Here is a 15,757-nt window from a genome sequence, read left to right as displayed (position 1 = left end):
GTGACGACACAGCTAAGTAGAAAAAACCCGATTAGATACTGTCAGTCTAATCGGGTACATGTTCTTATTGATCGAGGTAACTACTTTAGTCATCCAAAAAATCATACGGAGAGATATCCTCCATACCAATCATCGGATGAATATAAGGTGCTGTTTCTGCCGTTAGCTTTTGTTCATTGGATAGCTCTTTACTCTCTTCTTCTTCCACTGAGACTGCCTCGACTTCAATAATCTCATCATTCAGATCCATTGGGTTGAGTCTAGCTCGTAAGGAAGTGAATCGCTGTAGATCGTCCGTACGCTGTAAGCCATCTGCCAGCACATCAGGTTCGCCACAAAGTATCAAGAAATTTTTTGCACGTGTAATGCCTGTGTATAAAAGGTTACGACGCAACATTTTTGAATATCCTCTGACAACAGGCATAATAACGGTTTGAAACTCAGAGCCTTGTGATTTATGGATTGAACAACAATAGGCTAATGTCAATTGATTTAAATCACTACGTTGATAGGTTACTTCAATACCATCGAAGGAAACGACTAGTAAATCTTGCTTTTCTATTGTTTCCTTCGCCTTAATAATACTTATGACTTCCCCCATATCACCATTAAAAACATTACTTTCAGGTTGATTGACTAGCTGCAGGACTTTATCCTTTATCCGATAGGTGACATCACCGAAGACAAGCTCTTTTCGAGTACCCGTATCATTTGGATTGATGAGCTCTTGTATCATTTTGTTTAAATTATCAATGCCAGCAGGTCCTTTATACATGGGGGCTAGCACTTGAATATTACGAATTTCTTGACCTTTTGCCACCGCACTTTTTACAACTTGCGTAACGACATTCGCAACCTGATCAGCTGAAGCCTTAATAAATGAACGATCTGATGTTTTGGCTGTAAGATCATTGGGAATGGTTCCTTTTTTTATTTGATGGGCAAGTTCAATAATCGTAGAACCTTCAGCTTGCCGGTAGACATCAGTTAATTCAACCGTCGGCAATTGCTTGGATGCTAATAAATCCTTTAACACCTGTCCTGGACCTACGGGTGGAAGCTGATCCTGGTCACCAACAAAGACAACCTGAACATCTTCATGTAATGCTTTTAATAACTGATGAGCAAGCCATGTATCCACCATGGACATTTCGTCCACAATAATCAGCTTGCCAGTCACCTCACGCTCTGTCTCTTCTTCTTTTTCTTGCCCTGTAAAGCCAAGTAGTCGATGAATAGTCATTGCAGGAAGTTCAGTCGATTCAGCTAATCGTTTAGCAGCACGTCCAGTTGGTGCACAAAGAATGATTGGAAAAGGCTCCTCTTTTTGCGCATATTCTTTTGGGTTTAATGATAAGCCATGCAGCTTTGCATATACTTCAACGACTCCACGGACAACAGTCGTTTTCCCAGTCCCAGGGCCGCCCGTTAAAATCATGACCGCTGAATTTAAGGCTTGCTCAATAGCATTGGCCTGTGTTTCGGCATAGGTAACATTAAGTAACTCCTCTGTTTCACCAATAGCTTTACGAATTTCATCTTTACTAAAATGCTCCGCCTTATTATTTCGTTCAATGAGCGAAACAATTTTCGATGCAATGCCTACCTCAGAAAAATAAAGTGATGGTAAATATAACCGAGTTTCTTCACCACAAATTTTTCCCTCTTCACGCAGTTCGATACACGCTTTAGAAATGTCTTCAAATGGGATCTCCTGTCGTTGGCTTTGTTCAAGCATATCCTTAACGAGGGGCAAAACATGTTCAGCATCAAGATATACATGTCCATCCGATAATGCAGCCGTATTTAAAACATGGAAAATCGCTGCTTTGACACGATCAGGATGTTTGCCAGTAATGCCTAATTTCGCACCTAATTCGTCAGCTCGAAAGAAACCAACCCCCTCAACATCTTCAATCAAACGGTATGGATTTTCTGTTAATAATTCAATTGTTTCAGTTCGATAGGTTTGATAAATTTTCATCCCGAGCTGTGGTCCAAAGCCCCACTCATTTAACTGAATCATCACTCGTTCTAAGCCTAAGTTTTGCTCAATGGTGCGATGAATCACTTCTTTTTTTTCAGTAGATAGCCGTGGTACAGCATCGAGCGCGCTAGGATCTTCCAAAATAACACGGAGTGCATTAGCTCCTAATTTTTCAACAATCGTTTCAGCCGTTTTTTTCCCAATTCCTACGAATAAATCACTGGATAAGTAATGTATAATGCCTTGTTCGGTTGCAGGTACCTCTTTTGTAAAAGTCTCAATTTGAAATTGAGCTCCATATTTAGGATGTTGCTTTAGAATCCCTGTAAAACGATATTGCTCATCCATTTGTAGCGGTGGAAAATAACCAACAATGATAATCTCTTTATCTTCATATTGTAAGTTTGTCTCTTGAATTTTCACACGTACAATCGAATACATATTTTGTGCATTATGAAAAATGGAGACGATTGGACGTCCGAGTATAAAAAATTTATTGAGCTCGAATAAATCTAAATGATCTGTCATGTTCGGATCGTCCTTTCTTAATTGTTTTCAATCTTTTTATTTTACCATAGCCTAGGAAAAATATCGTAGAGAAAAATGTTTTCCTCTCTTTATTTTTACATTATTTTGACAAATGACAATTCTCCGCCTTTTACTATCGTTCCATGCTATGATGAATATGAATTAGTAGCACGGAAGGATTGTGAAGTCATTGGAATTTAGACCTTGCATCGATTTACATGAAGGCAAAGTAAAACAAATTGTCGGGAGCACTCTAGGGTATACGGATCAAGCCGTCGTAGAAAATTATATTTCTAATCATGATGCTAGCTACTTTGCTCAACTGTTTGCAAAAGATCAGTTAACGGGTGGTCACGTCATCATGCTTGGTTCAGGAAATGAAGAAGCCGCTTTAGCTGCTTTAGCTGCCTACCCCCAAGGCTTACAAATTGGCGGTGGCATTACAGCTGAAAATGCACAAAAATTTATAGATGCAGGGGCTTCACATGTCATTGTCACATCCTATATTTTTCATGATGGTCAGCTAGATTTAGTACGTTTAAAACATTTAAACCAATTAATTGGTAAAGAACGTCTCGTCATTGACCTCAGTTGTAAGATGCGTGATGGAAAGTGGTTTGTCGTAACAGATAAATGGACCAGATTTAGTCATTTCGAAGTCAATGCAACGTCCATAGCCTATATTGAGCAGTTTTGTGATGAACTTTTAATTCACGCTGTTGATGTGGAAGGGAAAAAAGGCGGAATGCAAGAAAGTTTGGTACAGGATTTAGCTGCTTGGACTTCCATCCCAACCACTTACGCTGGCGGTGTTCGTTCAGTTGAAGACTTAGAAAAATTTAACCTATTAGCCAACGGAAAACTGCATGTGACCATCGGAAGTGCCCTCTCTCTTTTTGGCGGAGATTTACCATATACAGATGTAGTGAAATATTGTAAAAAGGACGGGATTTTGTGAAGCTAATTTATAAGGATTTTGTTTTCCCTTTTCAAGAAACGAATTTAGAACGTATCATTGACGGAAAATATTTCAAGGTTAATAAAAAAGACGATTCTCTTGCGATTCACGTACAACTGGATAACGAGCAAATGTTACTAGAGTTTTCAAAATCATTAAAGGCTACATGTGGCTTCTTACGTGATCAAGAAACCGAACCTTATATTGGAACCTATATAGATTTACAAGTTTTTGTAGATGAGTTTAATAAGCGTTATAACTTAAATGCTGAAATTATTAGTTAAAATAAAGGGGCAACTCATTCCCCTTTGTTTAATCCCCACTTCTCATCCTATTAATCCATTCTTGTCTTTCTGAAACCTTTTATTTGTAATGGGAGTTCTATATTGTATAGCATATAAGCGTATTGGAGTATCATCGCCTACTACATTAAAAGCTACATAAACGAACCATCGCACAAATAATAAGTATTTTACTAAGAGAAAGGATTTATGAGGTATGAAAACCGAATTTGAAGTAAACTCTTTAAAGTCATTTCAAACTGAACTCACACGCTTCTTTTTAGCCTATAAATTTGCCCTACAAGAAGTGGAGACGAAAATTAATATCTTACAAGAAGAATTTAAGTTAATACACGAATATAATCCAATTGAGCATATATCGACACGTGTAAAAACACCAAAAAGTATTTTAGCGAAGATGATGAAAAAAGAGCTTCCTCCTTCAATGGAAGCCGTTCGTGAAAACATCCGTGATATAGCAGGGGCTCGGATCACCTGTTCTTTTGTAGAGGATATTTACAAGGTAAGCGCCATGTTACAGGCGCAGCATGACATAGAGGTTGTAGAGGTAAAAGATTATATTGCCCATCCAAAAGAAAATGGTTACCAAAGCTTACATCTCATTATTAAAATCCCGATCTTTATGTCAGACCATATGGAAAAGGTTTATACAGAAATCCAAATTCGTACAATAGCAATGGATTTCTGGGCAAGCTTGGAACATAAAATTTATTATAAATATAACAAAGAAGTACCCGAGCATATACGAATTGAATTAAAAGAAGCCGCCCTACAAGCAGCTGAGTTAGATCGAAAAATGGAACGGTTAAATAAAGAAATCAATATTTTAAAAGAAAATGAGACTGAGCCTTCATTGTTAGATAGTACCCCTATCTCTCATTTAGCTAACTATTTAGCAGAATTTCCTAGCAAAAATAAAGAATAAGATGATAAAAATCCACTTGGTGTTCTGCGAGAAAAATAAATCATGTTCCTTCCCGCAGAAGGTCAAGTGGATTTTCCAATTAAACTATGCTTTGGACTTTGTTGCTACAAAGAAAGAGAAAATCAGGGTACAAACTGCAAAAATAAGGGTAGCTATATATACATAGCTTACACCATTTGCAATAGTTTCCTTTAAAAAGCTAATTTCTTCTAGACTAAAGCCACCTTTTGCAAATTCCCCATTTAATTGAATTTCACCTTTGCCCAATGAAGCCATTTTTTCACTCGTTGCAAGGTTAAAAATCATCCCAAATAGAGCTGCGCCCATTGCTTGACTAAATGTATTGGTAAATGAGTTCAAACCTATAGATATACCAAGTTGCTTTGGATTGGCAACCTTTTGGATTGAAATCATTAACATCGGCATAATAAAGCCCATACCCAATCCAATTAAGGAAGAACCAAAATAGGCACTGAAATCACTGGAGCCTTCAGATAATCTTGCAAGCAATAGTGTACCTATAACAAGCAAAATCGTTCCCATTTGAATAATGCGCTTATTCGTTAAACGTCCAATTAAATAACCAGCCAAAATGGAATTCACCGTCCAGAAAACTGACATCGGTGTTAATATTAAGCCTGCTTGTGTTGCATTTTTTCCAAGAACACTTTGTGCAAATATCGGTATATAAACTGTTACACCAATGACAATAGACATTGCGCTTAATGTTAAGGCATTAATGACCATGAGTCGACCATTTTTAAACAGTGTTAATGGAATAATGGGTTCTTCAGCTCGTAGCTCTACCCAAATAAAAACACCTAAGAATATAGCTGCGATTCCATACATAAGAATTGATTGACTTGATAACCAAGCCTGCGTTTTGCTGTTTTCAATTATGACAAATAACAACGCCACCATACCAATAGTAAATAACATAGCACCGAGGTAATCAATTTTACGCTTTACGGCCTCAAGCTGTTCCTTATAATGTTTAGCTATTAAATAAATAGAAGCTAAGCCGAATGGGATGTTAATGAAAAAGATAAAATGCCATGACACTTGGTCAACGATAAAGCCACCAAATAAAGGACCAACCACGCCAGACACGCCCCATACCATACTTAAATAGCTTTGTCCTTTGGCACGTTCTTTCTCAGATTTAAACAGCTCTCCAACCATCGTTAATGTGATTGGTAAAATGGAACCTGCACCAATCCCTTGGATCGCACGAAACACAATTAATTGCTCCATCGATTGTGCTAAGCCACATAGCATGGAACCCGTTAAAAAAATAATGATTCCGATAATAATCATCCGTTTGCGACCAAATAAATCGGCTAGCTTTCCAAAGATAATGGCGGCAATTGCAGAAGCCAGTAAATAAGCGGAATATATCCAGCTTATTAAGTCAACTCCTAATAAATCAGCGGTAATACTTGGAATGGCTGTACTAACAATGGTACCTTCAATGGCAGCAAGTGCTGTTACAAGTAATAGTGCAGTAAATACTTTATTCATTTTGTCACCTTTTCCTTTCCTGCATGACATACATTACCAAGTTTGAACTGAAAAGAAAAGAGGAAGGGATTATTTTTATGTAATAGATTGACGGTAACACCACCGATTGAGATAAAATACAAAAGCAGCAAGTTGTCAATTCGGCTCTTGCTGCTTAGCATGTATTAGTTAAATCGTTGTGCAATCATATCGTAAATATAACGTGCTTGATCATATTCAGGCTCTAATGTAAATGCTTGTTTCAAATGATACATCGCATCTTCTGTTTGTTCTGTGGACACGGCATACAGTACACCTAAATTATAGTGTGCATCTGCATTATTCCAATCCTGCTCAATTAAAAGATCCAGTTCCTTCTTCCCTTCCTCAAACATTTCTAACGCACATAGCACAATGGCATAGGCTAATCGAATCTGTGTATCTTCGGGAGCAAGCTCCACGGCACGTTGTAAATAAGGCAATGCCAATTTTGAATTTTCCATGCGTTCAAAACATTTGCCCATCATATAATAGACATCCGCGCCTTCAATATGATGCTTTAATGCTTGCTCATAAAGCTTCACTGCTTCATTATAGCGTTCTGCATTGTAATATAGATTGGCTAAACCATAATAAGCTGTAGCCGCTGTTTCATCCACAGTAATGGCCTTCTGAAAGAAACGCTCAGCACGTTCTGTATCTTCGAGCACCGCTAATAGATTCCCAAAATTCACATATCCAATAGCATTTTCTGGCTCTGCTTCAATTGCTTTTGTAAATAATTGTGCAGCATCCTCATAACGTTTTTCTTGAAATGCTTGAATGCCTTGTTCATTAAAATTCATTCGTTCTTCACCTCTTATGTAGCGAAAGACTGCTTCTATGAAGCCAAGAGGCAGTAAAAGCAGTCTTAACGCAAACTATCCAACATATGTTAGTTTTTCATTACCTTTAAAGACTTCGTCAATTGTTCCGCCACCCATACATTCTTCTCCATCATAAAGAACAACTGCTTGTCCAGGAGTGATAGCACGAACAGGCTCAGCAAAAATAATATGAGCACGGCCATCTGGTAAAACTTCAACTTCTACTGGAGTATCAGTTTGACGGTAACGGAATTTTGCTGTACATGAAAATTTCCCAGGCAATTTTTTTGTCGAAGTATAATTCATTTTCACAGCAGTTAAAGATGTAGAGTATGAATACTCGTTGTCAAATCCTTGTCCTACAAGTAGAACATTTCGCTCTAAATCTTTTCCTAATACAAACCATGGCTCACCATCTCCACCAATACCAAGACCATGTCGTTGACCAAGTGTATAGTACATTAAACCATCATGCTGTCCCATCACAACGCCATCCATCGTTTCCATTTTGCCAGGTTGAGCTGGTAAATATTGACTTAAAAATTCTTTGAAATTACGTTCTCCGATAAAGCAAATGCCCGTTGAATCTTTTTTCTTTGCAGTTGCTAATCCTGCTTCTTCTGCAATTTTACGCACTTCTTTTTTCTCAATATCACCAATAGGGAACATGACGTGAGATAATTGCTCCTGTGATAGTTGGTTTAAAAAGTATGTTTGATCCTTATTGTCATCAACACCGCGTAACATTTTGACTTCCCCGTCATCACTGCGGTCAATACGTGCATAGTGACCTGTTGCTAAGTAATCAGCGCCAAGGTTCATGGCATGCTCTAAAAATGCTTTAAATTTAATCTCTTTATTACACATTACATCAGGGTTCGGAGTACGTCCTGCTTTATATTCTTCTAAAAAGTATGTGAAAACTTTATCCCAGTATTGTTTTTCGAAATTAACGGCATAATATGGGATACCTATTTGATTACATACTTTTATTACATCATCATAATCTTCTGTTGCTGTACAAACACCGTTTTCGTCCGTATCATCCCAGTTTTTCATAAAGATCCCGATTACTTCATACCCTTGTTGTTTTAACAAGTATGCAGCTACCGAGGAATCAACCCCACCAGACATGCCGACAACAACGCGAATTTGTGAGGGGTCACGTGTTTCTTTCATTGTGTTCACCTTTTCTTTTATCTATTTACAGTTCGTTCTTCAAAATTTGTAGAACATAACATTCGTTTCGCAAATTATTTTTTAGCTAGTTTTTTCACAATTTGTGCCGTCTTCTCAGCTGCACTTCGAATATCATTTTCCGTTAAATCCTGACCAAAGCTAAATCGAATGGAGTTTCTTAATTCCTCTGAACCTTGTCCAAACATAGCGACTAACACATGTGATGGATCAATTGATCCAGCAGTACATGCCGATCCACTCGATACACAAATTCCTGCTATATCAAGATTTACTAAAAATGATTCTACTTCCATGCCATCAAAACTGATATTTAGAATATGCGGTAATGACTGCTCCTCATTGCCATTCACATGGAACGCTAACTTTTCCTGTGAAAAAACATCAAGCATAATTTGCTTAAAGTGATTGTATAGTGAACGCTTTTCTTCACGCAACTCATTTGCAACTTGTACAGCTTTTGCAAAACCAATAATAGCTGGTATATTTTCAGTACCTGCGCGACGTTTTTTCTCTTGTGCGCCTCCTAAAGCATAACTCGCTAACGGTGTGCCCGTCTTTTGGTAAAGGAATCCAATTCCTTTAGGACCATTGATTTTATGAGCGGATACACTTAATAAATCAACTTGTAATTGGTCTACATCTATCGCCTCTAAGCCATAAGCCTGTACAGCATCTGTATGGAATGTAGCCTGATGATTACGCAATAGCTCACCAATTTCCGCAATAGGCTGAATCGTACCTACCTCATTATTACCATACATAATCGTTACTAAAATGGTATCTTCACGGAGTGCTTTTTGGACATCCTCCACCGCTACACGTCCCATTTGGTCTACTGGTAAATAGGTCACGTCGAAGCCTTCCCGTTCAAGTTTTTCACAAGTATGTAACACCGCATGATGCTCAACTTGAGTTGTAATAATGTGTTTTCCTTCATTCGCACGGGCATAGACAGTCCCAAAGATAGCCGTATTATCAGCTTCCGTACCACCACTTGTTAAAATAATCTCCCCCGCCTGAGCACCAATGGAATTGGCTAATACCTCACGAGCATCGTCCAAATATTTTCGTGCTTCTCGACCTGCTCCATGAATACTTGATGCGTTGCCAAATACTTGCTGCATAGCAGTTGTCATCGCTTCTATGACTTGGCCGTTCATCGGAGATGTGGCTGCATGATCGAGATAGATATATGAATTCATGTTTAAAAAACTCCTTTTTGATAAAAAGCGCTGGAACCCACATTGATTATCATTCGCTTGTCAAAAGCATTCAGCTTGAAGTCCATTACTTCAACCAACATATGATAAGAATGGGGGAGCAGCGCTTTAGCCTAAACATTTTAAATATAGAACATATAGCCTTCTGCTACATTTTCTTCTGTATATTGTGCTAAATCTTCAATTGTTGTTGTGTCTAATACATTTTTTACCGCATCACGAATACGAAGCCATAGCTCTCGTTGTGGTGCTTCCTCATTTTCGATACCCTCTACAGGTTGAATCGGCCCTTCTAGTACACTAATAACATGGGCAGCTGAAATTTCGCTAGGTGGATTCGCTAGCATATAACCACCATAAGCACCACGTACACTTTTTACTAAGCCTGAATTACGAAGCGGGGACACTAATTGCTCTAAATATGCTTCAGAAAGCTCTTTTTCCGCAGCAATTTTACGCAATGGAATAGGTCCTTCCCCATAATGCTTTGCTAATTCAATCATAATCGTAAGCCCATAACGGCCCTTTGTTGAAATTTTCATTTTATCACCCTCAATTAGTCTAGTCAAAAATACTACCAACAGTATATCATAATCTCCTCTTGAAGAACTCGGAAATACACCTAGAAGGATATGATATACTAATAAATGCGATTCATACTCGTTCAAAAATGACCATCAGCGCTTTATTTTAACGTAAAAACATGGTCGAAGCAAAACATGACAACGACTGAAAGGGGGAATTATTATGCACAATGAACCACTCGCTTTTCGAATGCGTCCTTTAACCCTTGATGAGATTGTTGGTCATCAGGATTTCATTGGTCCCAACACAGCCCTTTATAAAATGATTCAAAACGAACATGTACCTTCGATGTTGCTATACGGAGAGCCCGGCATTGGTAAAACATCTATCGCGAATGCTATTGCAGGAAGCTCAAAGCTCCCTTTCTTTGCACTGAATGCAACTCGTGCTGGTAAAAAAGATGTGGAAGATATTGTACAAGAAGCTAGAATTTCCGGAAAAGTACTCCTTTTTTTAGATGAGATTCATCGTTTCAATAAATTACAGCAGGATACTTTATTACCACATGTTGAAAACGGCTCCATTGTATTGATTGGTGCTACAACGGAAAATCCTTACCATGATGTGAATCCAGCTATCCGTTCACGTTGTGGGGAGATTTATCAACTAAAACGGCTAACAAAAGATCATTTAATTGAGCTTATAAAAAAAGCTCTAGCGGATGAAAAACGAGGCCTTGGTAAATATCATTTTGCATTAACTGATGCTCAAATCGAACAAATTGCTGGAGCAGCTAATGGAGATGCACGAAAGGCATTGACTTTACTTGAATCTATTTACTATGCAAGCGATGAGGTGGATGGGCAAGCCATTGCAGCTGACCACATCATTGAGCACCTCATTAGCCGCATTGGTGTTTATGGCGATAAAAAAGGTTCTCATTTTTATAATTTACTATCTGCCTTGCAAAAATCTGTACGAGGTAGTGACACAAATGCCGCTTTATATTATTTAGCGCATTTATTAGAAAAAGGTGATTTAGTAGCTGTCTGCAGACGACTCCTTGTTATGGCCTACGAAGACATAGGTTTAGCCAATCCTGAAGTCGGCCCTCATATGTTGGCAGCAGTCCAAGCAGCAGAACGACTCGGATTACCAGAAGCGCGAATACCACTTGCAAGTGCTGTTATTGAAATGTGTTTATCATCCAAATCCAATTCCGCTATTGCTGCAATTGATGCTGCCATAACGGCCATTCATGAAGGGAGAACAGGTGATATTCCACACCATTTACGCGATGCTCATTATGAAGGTGCGAAAGATTTAGGGCATGTCGGCTACCAATACCCACATAACACGCCGATTGGCACTTTTGGCGGTTGGGTGGATCAGCAATATTTACCCGATGAGCTTGTAGGAACAGAATTTTATAAACCGGTGATTGCTGGTGAAGAAAAACGAATGGCAGGCATTTACGAAAAGCTCAAATCATTTCATCAATAAAAGCACAAAAGCAAAGTCACAATTGCTAGTGACTTTGCTTTTTTTATAATGAAGACTACACTGGCAATCATCCTGTAAAGCTCGGGTTATTAGTTGTGTAACGTTCCTTGTAAAATTGTTTTAAAGGTTCAGCTATATGGCGAAGCGATGGCAAAATGGATTCTTCTCCATCTTCTTCATTTGCCTTACTATGCAAAAAAACAATTAAATTATACGATTGATATAATAAACTTGCGAACTCTTGATTGTTTTCTCTTACTTCAAAGCGAATGGCTTTTACAGCCACTGCTTCTGCAATTTTTTGTTCCCTTGTTTCAAAAAATTCCTCATCAAGTACTTCATCATCTGACACTCGGTATAATAGTTTTAATGAACCATATACTTCTTGATTGTTACTAAAACGATCCTTTAACCACTGCAAGACAAATTGTAAAAGAATAACGGCATAAATAAGGGAAAGACATTCATCATCTCGTGACTTTTTAGCTAAACGTTGAAAGTATTCTGCTTGTGTAACTAACTCAAAAAGAATTAAACGGATTGGAAATAGCATGGCATGACCGCTATTGACGTATAATTTATCTCGATCCCTGTACAGCGCCAACCAAATATCTCTGACTAATGAAATCGATTTTCTTGTAGAAAGAGCTAATTGACATTGAATCAACTCATGCTCAATCGTTGAGTGGATAAGTCGTTGAAATAGATGCTCATCTTCCTCGCTGATTAGTAATAGTGGTTTTTCCAAATTCGCCAGATCTATTTCTATTCCGTTTACTATCATTGCCTAGCCCCCTTCCAATAAGTTTGAACAACATCAAATAGAGTGAGCATATGTACTACCAATTTTTTAACTAATTCGACAAAAATTCATAAATACCTTTTAAAAAAACATGTCTTTTTTATGCTTGTATAAAAAAAGAATCTACAAGACTTAATAAGCAAGTAAATCGATTATCTTCTACAACGTACACTGTAGAAAAAGCTAGAATTAATTGAATAAGTTATGTAGATTCTTGTCTAATATGCTATTTTCTGAAAATAGATGGTCTAGTCTTGTCTATGCTGATAGTTCTTGATCAACAAATAATTTAAACTGTTTTAGACAGCTCTTCACATCACCTTTTTGGGACAACACTTCATCGCGTATTATTGTCGTTTTTTCTTCATCCTCTAGCACTTCCGCTAAAAGGGCCAAGATATCTGTTAATAATTGTTCATTCTCTTCCTGTTCGATACTTGGTAAAGAATAGGCAGCTATTGATAATAAACGCTCCACTTTTTCAGGTGTTTTTTGTAAAGCATTTGAGGAATAATAAGTCGATGCAGCTAAAAAGTAACATAATTTTGCACAGCAATCGATAAATAAATGCCAATACGTATTCGCACTTGGTAATTCTCCAGCACGCTGATCAATATACGCCTTATAATATGTTGTTACTTGTGTATATAAAGGATTTAATTCTCTCATGGCTTTCGGATAATTGTTGGAGGTATCCAAATAGTCAAATACAATGGCATTCATTTTCTCTTGAAGTTTAACAATATCTAAATGATCACGAATTACTTGAATTTCCATTTTCCCACTCTCCCATATGTCATTTGTTGTTTTCACATTTTGCTATTCATTGAGTAGCAATGAGCAACCCAAACAAACTGATCGATTATCTTATGGATGATTCAAATTATAGCAATAAACCATATGAAGAAGTGTAGACATGAAAAAAATAAGACAATTTCGTGAATTAATAGCATTTTATGTACATAAGAGGAACTATTTTGGTAAAATTATACCCTTTGTACATATTCATCAAATAACCATTGTTCCTGTGCTTGATCAACAATTTCGAGAATACTACCCTGCATATATTTTTTAATGCGCTTTTTTGGTGTATAAAAATAAGCATTATTCCTAATTAACCACTCACTTAATGTTAAATCACCCTCTACATATTGATCTGTTAATATTTTCTTATGGCGCAGAACATCCGCCATTTTATAAAAACCATCTGATAATTCATAAGCCGATACATCGAAATTAAAAATGGGGCTGACAACCTGTCCAACGTCAAAAATATGGATGGTTTGCTTTTCTTCATCTATAGCTAACTCTACTGTGCTAATTTCATCGAAAAGATTTAAACCTCTATATTCCATTTGATAAATTTTTTCCATCTGTTTACGCCTCCTTTTTAGAACGGTCTAATTGTAACACAGAAAAAGTAGCTACCTCTAAAAATTGAAGGTAGCTACTTCTACAAAAATAATCCATGATATTGTTTGTTGCAATGTATGGCTTTAACCTTGTACACGAGTAATTTTAACATCTTTTAAGATGGTATTGACCACCCAACTAGCAGCAATTAAACCTGCAACTGACGGCACAAAAGCATTGGACGATGGCGGCATCTTTGCTTTGCGGATCGCCGCATCTGGCTTCCCAACATGTTCTACAACATCTGGTCGAACGACAATCGGGCTCTCATCCGAAAATACAACGGTTACCCCTTTATGAATTCCGTCTTTTCGTAGCTTTGTACGTATGATTTTAGCTAGAGGGTCTGTGTGTGTTTTTGATATATCAGCAATTTGGAAGCGAGTAGGATCCATTTTATTTGCTGCACCCATACTTGATATAATAGGAATATTACGCTTTAAACATTCCTTCATTAAATGAATTTTATACATAACTGTATCACTTGCATCGATTACATAATCAATGTTTTGTGCAAAAAATTCCTCATATGTTTCTTCCGTGTAAAACATATGCATATCAATCACTTCACATGCTGGATTAATATCTGCTATGCGCTCTTTCATTACAGCTGATTTAGATTTGCCCACAGTAGATAGATATGCTACTAATTGTCTGTTGACATTTGTAATATCTACATTATCTTTATCAACTAAAATGATGCGGCCGATCCCACTGCGTGCACATGCCTCAGCAGCGAATGATCCCACACCACCCACACCAAGAATGGCAACCGTTGTATTTTTTAATTTTTCGAGACCCTCTGTTCCTATTGCGAGCTCGTTACGTGAAAATTGATGTAACATCCTGACACTCTCCATCTATGAAATTTTATTAGTAAACCTAGTTATATACTAAGATAAAAACACAACCTATCTTACATTTTATCATGTTATTCATCAAGTGAAAATTATAAAGAAAAAAATAGTTGCCTACTTATAGTCATACTATAAAGAGCAATTGAATCACTTCAACTACTCTTTGATTACTATATATAATTTTTTTGAAATACTTCAACAAAAGACATATGAGGCTGAACGTCTAGCTGTTGAAATGCTGCTATTACTGCCCCACCAATTGGCGGTAAAGCTGGTGTCTTAAAGCTAAAAGGTAATGCTTCCTCTAGTGCCATAGCTTGAAGTCTTGAAACAAAATGAGCTTCATTGGTAAACACCCCACCTACTAAGACGACTGGTACTTCGTCTTGCTCCCACTGCATATCCAAATAGCAAGCCCTAATCGCCTTATAATAGTTTTGACAAGCATTTTCTATTATTTGCTTAGCTACAAGATCCCCATTGTCAGCTGCTTCAAAAATATACACACTCAATGGGGCGACGACCGTACGTGGATGTTCCTCGCCATAAATATGGGCTATTAATTGTGGCACAGTTTTTACAGAAAAATGATGCAGCACAGCTTCGGTTAAGAGTGTAGCTGTTGCTCTTCCATCATAACTTTGAAATACGGCTTTTAGCAGCTGAACACCTAAATCATAGCCGCTACCTTCATCATCAAAAAGATAGCCCCAGCCACCTACTCGATGAAAGCGTTGGTGACAATCGTACCCCATCGTAATGGCCCCTGTTCCAGCAATTTGAACAATCCCTGCTTTGCCAAGTGTACCTGCATAAAGAGCAATTAATGCATCATTATCCACCCTAATTGTTGCGGCTTTGGAAACATAGTGTCGTAAAACAGCTTCAACCATGCCTCCTGCTTGTAGCTCCTGAACTCCTGCCATACCAGCAAAACAGCTAGCAACTTCTGCAAGTGCTTGTGGATTTTGCTGCTGTAAATTTTGCATGATTGTATGCAAAATTGCCTCAAAAGAGGTTCTATCCATCGCTGTTGGATTACTTCTTGTCGTCACCACTTGAGCATAAATATTCCCCTTTTCATCACAAATAACTGCTGACGTTTTCGTTCCACCACCATCAATTGCTAATACATACATAACAATGTTTCCCCCCATAAAGAAAAAGAGAT

The 15,757-nt window shown here is 37.7% G+C and carries 15 protein-coding genes; 4 read left to right on the top strand and 11 right to left on the bottom strand.

Going from position 1 to position 15,757, the window contains the following annotated elements; translation table 11 throughout:
• Positions 1–85: 85 nt before the first annotated feature.
• A complete protein-coding gene (gene recD2, locus ABC382_RS23225) occupies positions 86–2,515 on the bottom strand; it encodes an SF1B family DNA helicase RecD2 (protein WP_322611611.1) in 2,430 nt (809 codons plus the stop codon).
• A gap of 190 nt (positions 2,516–2,705) precedes the next feature.
• Between recD2 and hisA the strand changes: the two genes are divergently transcribed.
• The 3 genes from hisA to ABC382_RS23210 all read left to right on the top strand — a co-directional run bounded on the left by hisA (position 2,706) and on the right by ABC382_RS23210 (position 4,700).
• The gene (gene hisA / locus ABC382_RS23220; protein WP_322611612.1) at positions 2,706–3,473 is read left to right on the top strand and encodes a phosphoribosylformimino-5-aminoimidazole carboxamide ribotide isomerase; all 768 of its coding nucleotides are present in this window, start codon (positions 2,706–2,708) and stop codon (positions 3,471–3,473) included.
• Positions 3,470–3,757 carry a hypothetical protein gene (locus ABC382_RS23215; protein WP_274793874.1) on the top strand — a complete coding sequence of 96 codons (288 nt, stop codon included), beginning with the start codon at positions 3,470–3,472 and terminating at the stop codon, positions 3,755–3,757. The genes hisA and ABC382_RS23215 overlap by 4 nt, the downstream gene beginning before the upstream one ends.
• Positions 3,758–3,971: 214 nt before the next feature.
• Positions 3,972–4,700 (top strand): GTP pyrophosphokinase, encoded by a 729-nt coding sequence (locus tag ABC382_RS23210; RefSeq protein ID WP_274793875.1) that lies wholly within the window; start codon positions 3,972–3,974, stop codon positions 4,698–4,700.
• 84 nt (positions 4,701–4,784) lie between these two features.
• Here the strand turns inward: ABC382_RS23210 and ABC382_RS23205 are convergent, their stop codons facing one another.
• The 5 genes from ABC382_RS23205 to cymR form a co-directional block, all read right to left on the bottom strand.
• A complete protein-coding gene (locus ABC382_RS23205) occupies positions 4,785–6,221 on the bottom strand; it encodes a DHA2 family efflux MFS transporter permease subunit (RefSeq protein ID WP_312506733.1) in 1,437 nt (478 codons plus the stop codon).
• Between the two features lie 164 nt (positions 6,222–6,385).
• Complete coding sequence (locus ABC382_RS23200) at positions 6,386–7,045, bottom strand: tetratricopeptide repeat protein (RefSeq protein WP_274793877.1); 660 nt, start codon at positions 7,043–7,045, stop codon at positions 6,386–6,388.
• A 75-nt stretch (positions 7,046–7,120) separates the two neighbouring features.
• Entirely contained in the window at positions 7,121–8,245 is a 1,125-nt protein-coding gene (gene mnmA, locus ABC382_RS23195; RefSeq protein WP_274793878.1) for a tRNA 2-thiouridine(34) synthase MnmA, read from the bottom strand.
• A gap of 74 nt (positions 8,246–8,319) precedes the next feature.
• A complete protein-coding gene (locus ABC382_RS23190) occupies positions 8,320–9,468 on the bottom strand; it encodes a cysteine desulfurase family protein (RefSeq protein WP_322611613.1) in 1,149 nt (382 codons plus the stop codon).
• Between the two features lie 140 nt (positions 9,469–9,608).
• On the bottom strand, positions 9,609–10,028 hold the full coding sequence (cymR, locus tag ABC382_RS23185) for a cysteine metabolism transcriptional regulator CymR (protein WP_008181126.1): 420 nt from the start codon (positions 10,026–10,028) through the stop codon (positions 9,609–9,611).
• Between the two features lie 205 nt (positions 10,029–10,233).
• Here cymR and ABC382_RS23180 point away from each other — a divergent pair, with 205 nt between their 5' ends.
• Positions 10,234–11,514 carry a replication-associated recombination protein A gene (locus ABC382_RS23180; RefSeq protein WP_322611614.1) on the top strand — a complete coding sequence of 427 codons (1,281 nt, stop codon included), beginning with the start codon at positions 10,234–10,236 and terminating at the stop codon, positions 11,512–11,514.
• 67 nt (positions 11,515–11,581) lie between these two features.
• Here ABC382_RS23180 and ABC382_RS23175 read toward each other — a convergent pair whose 3' ends face one another.
• The 5 genes from ABC382_RS23175 to ABC382_RS23155 all read right to left on the bottom strand — a co-directional run bounded on the left by ABC382_RS23175 (position 11,582) and on the right by ABC382_RS23155 (position 15,725).
• Entirely contained in the window at positions 11,582–12,298 is a 717-nt protein-coding gene (locus ABC382_RS23175; protein ID WP_312506736.1) for a hypothetical protein, read from the bottom strand.
• 276 nt (positions 12,299–12,574) lie between these two features.
• Positions 12,575–13,093, bottom strand: coding sequence for a hypothetical protein (locus ABC382_RS23170; protein WP_312506737.1), 519 nt, complete (start codon positions 13,091–13,093; stop codon positions 12,575–12,577).
• A gap of 209 nt (positions 13,094–13,302) precedes the next feature.
• Positions 13,303–13,689, bottom strand: coding sequence for a hypothetical protein (locus ABC382_RS23165; protein WP_274793883.1), 387 nt, complete (start codon positions 13,687–13,689; stop codon positions 13,303–13,305).
• Positions 13,690–13,812: 123 nt separating this feature from the next.
• A complete protein-coding gene (locus ABC382_RS23160) occupies positions 13,813–14,574 on the bottom strand; it encodes a tRNA threonylcarbamoyladenosine dehydratase (protein ID WP_312506738.1) in 762 nt (253 codons plus the stop codon).
• Between the two features lie 182 nt (positions 14,575–14,756).
• Entirely contained in the window at positions 14,757–15,725 is a 969-nt protein-coding gene (locus ABC382_RS23155; protein ID WP_322611615.1) for an N-acetylglucosamine kinase, read from the bottom strand.
• Positions 15,726–15,757 lie beyond the last annotated feature (32 nt).

The sequence above is a fragment of the Lysinibacillus phoenicis genome, assembly GCF_047238325.1.
In the GTDB taxonomy this organism is placed as follows: domain Bacteria; phylum Bacillota; class Bacilli; order Bacillales_A; family Planococcaceae; genus Lysinibacillus; species Lysinibacillus irui.
The sequence above is the reverse complement of the archived record's forward strand: the minus strand, read 5'-3'. Positions and strand labels throughout refer to the sequence as shown.

Coding starts and splice junctions, on each gene's coding strand:
- ABC382_RS23155 (WP_322611615.1), bottom strand. CDS start 15,725: ATGTATGTATTAGCAATTGATGGTGGTGGAACGAAAACGTCAGCAGTT.
- ABC382_RS23200 (WP_274793877.1), bottom strand. CDS start 7,045: ATGAATTTTAATGAACAAGGCATTCAAGCATTTCAAGAAAAACGTTAT.
- ABC382_RS23160 (WP_312506738.1), bottom strand. CDS start 14,574: ATGTTACATCAATTTTCACGTAACGAGCTCGCAATAGGAACAGAGGGT.
- ABC382_RS23190 (WP_322611613.1), bottom strand. CDS start 9,468: ATGAATTCATATATCTATCTCGATCATGCAGCCACATCTCCGATGAAC.
- cymR (WP_008181126.1), bottom strand. CDS start 10,028: ATGAAAATTTCAACAAAGGGCCGTTATGGGCTTACGATTATGATTGAA.
- ABC382_RS23175 (WP_312506736.1), bottom strand. CDS start 12,298: ATGATAGTAAACGGAATAGAAATAGATCTGGCGAATTTGGAAAAACCA.
- ABC382_RS23170 (WP_312506737.1), bottom strand. CDS start 13,093: ATGGAAATTCAAGTAATTCGTGATCATTTAGATATTGTTAAACTTCAA.
- ABC382_RS23210 (WP_274793875.1), top strand. CDS start 3,972: ATGAAAACCGAATTTGAAGTAAACTCTTTAAAGTCATTTCAAACTGAA.
- ABC382_RS23205 (WP_312506733.1), bottom strand. CDS start 6,221: ATGAATAAAGTATTTACTGCACTATTACTTGTAACAGCACTTGCTGCC.
- ABC382_RS23165 (WP_274793883.1), bottom strand. CDS start 13,689: ATGGAAAAAATTTATCAAATGGAATATAGAGGTTTAAATCTTTTCGAT.
- mnmA (WP_274793878.1), bottom strand. CDS start 8,245: ATGAAAGAAACACGTGACCCCTCACAAATTCGCGTTGTTGTCGGCATG.
- ABC382_RS23180 (WP_322611614.1), top strand. CDS start 10,234: ATGCACAATGAACCACTCGCTTTTCGAATGCGTCCTTTAACCCTTGAT.
- recD2 (WP_322611611.1), bottom strand. CDS start 2,515: ATGACAGATCATTTAGATTTATTCGAGCTCAATAAATTTTTTATACTC.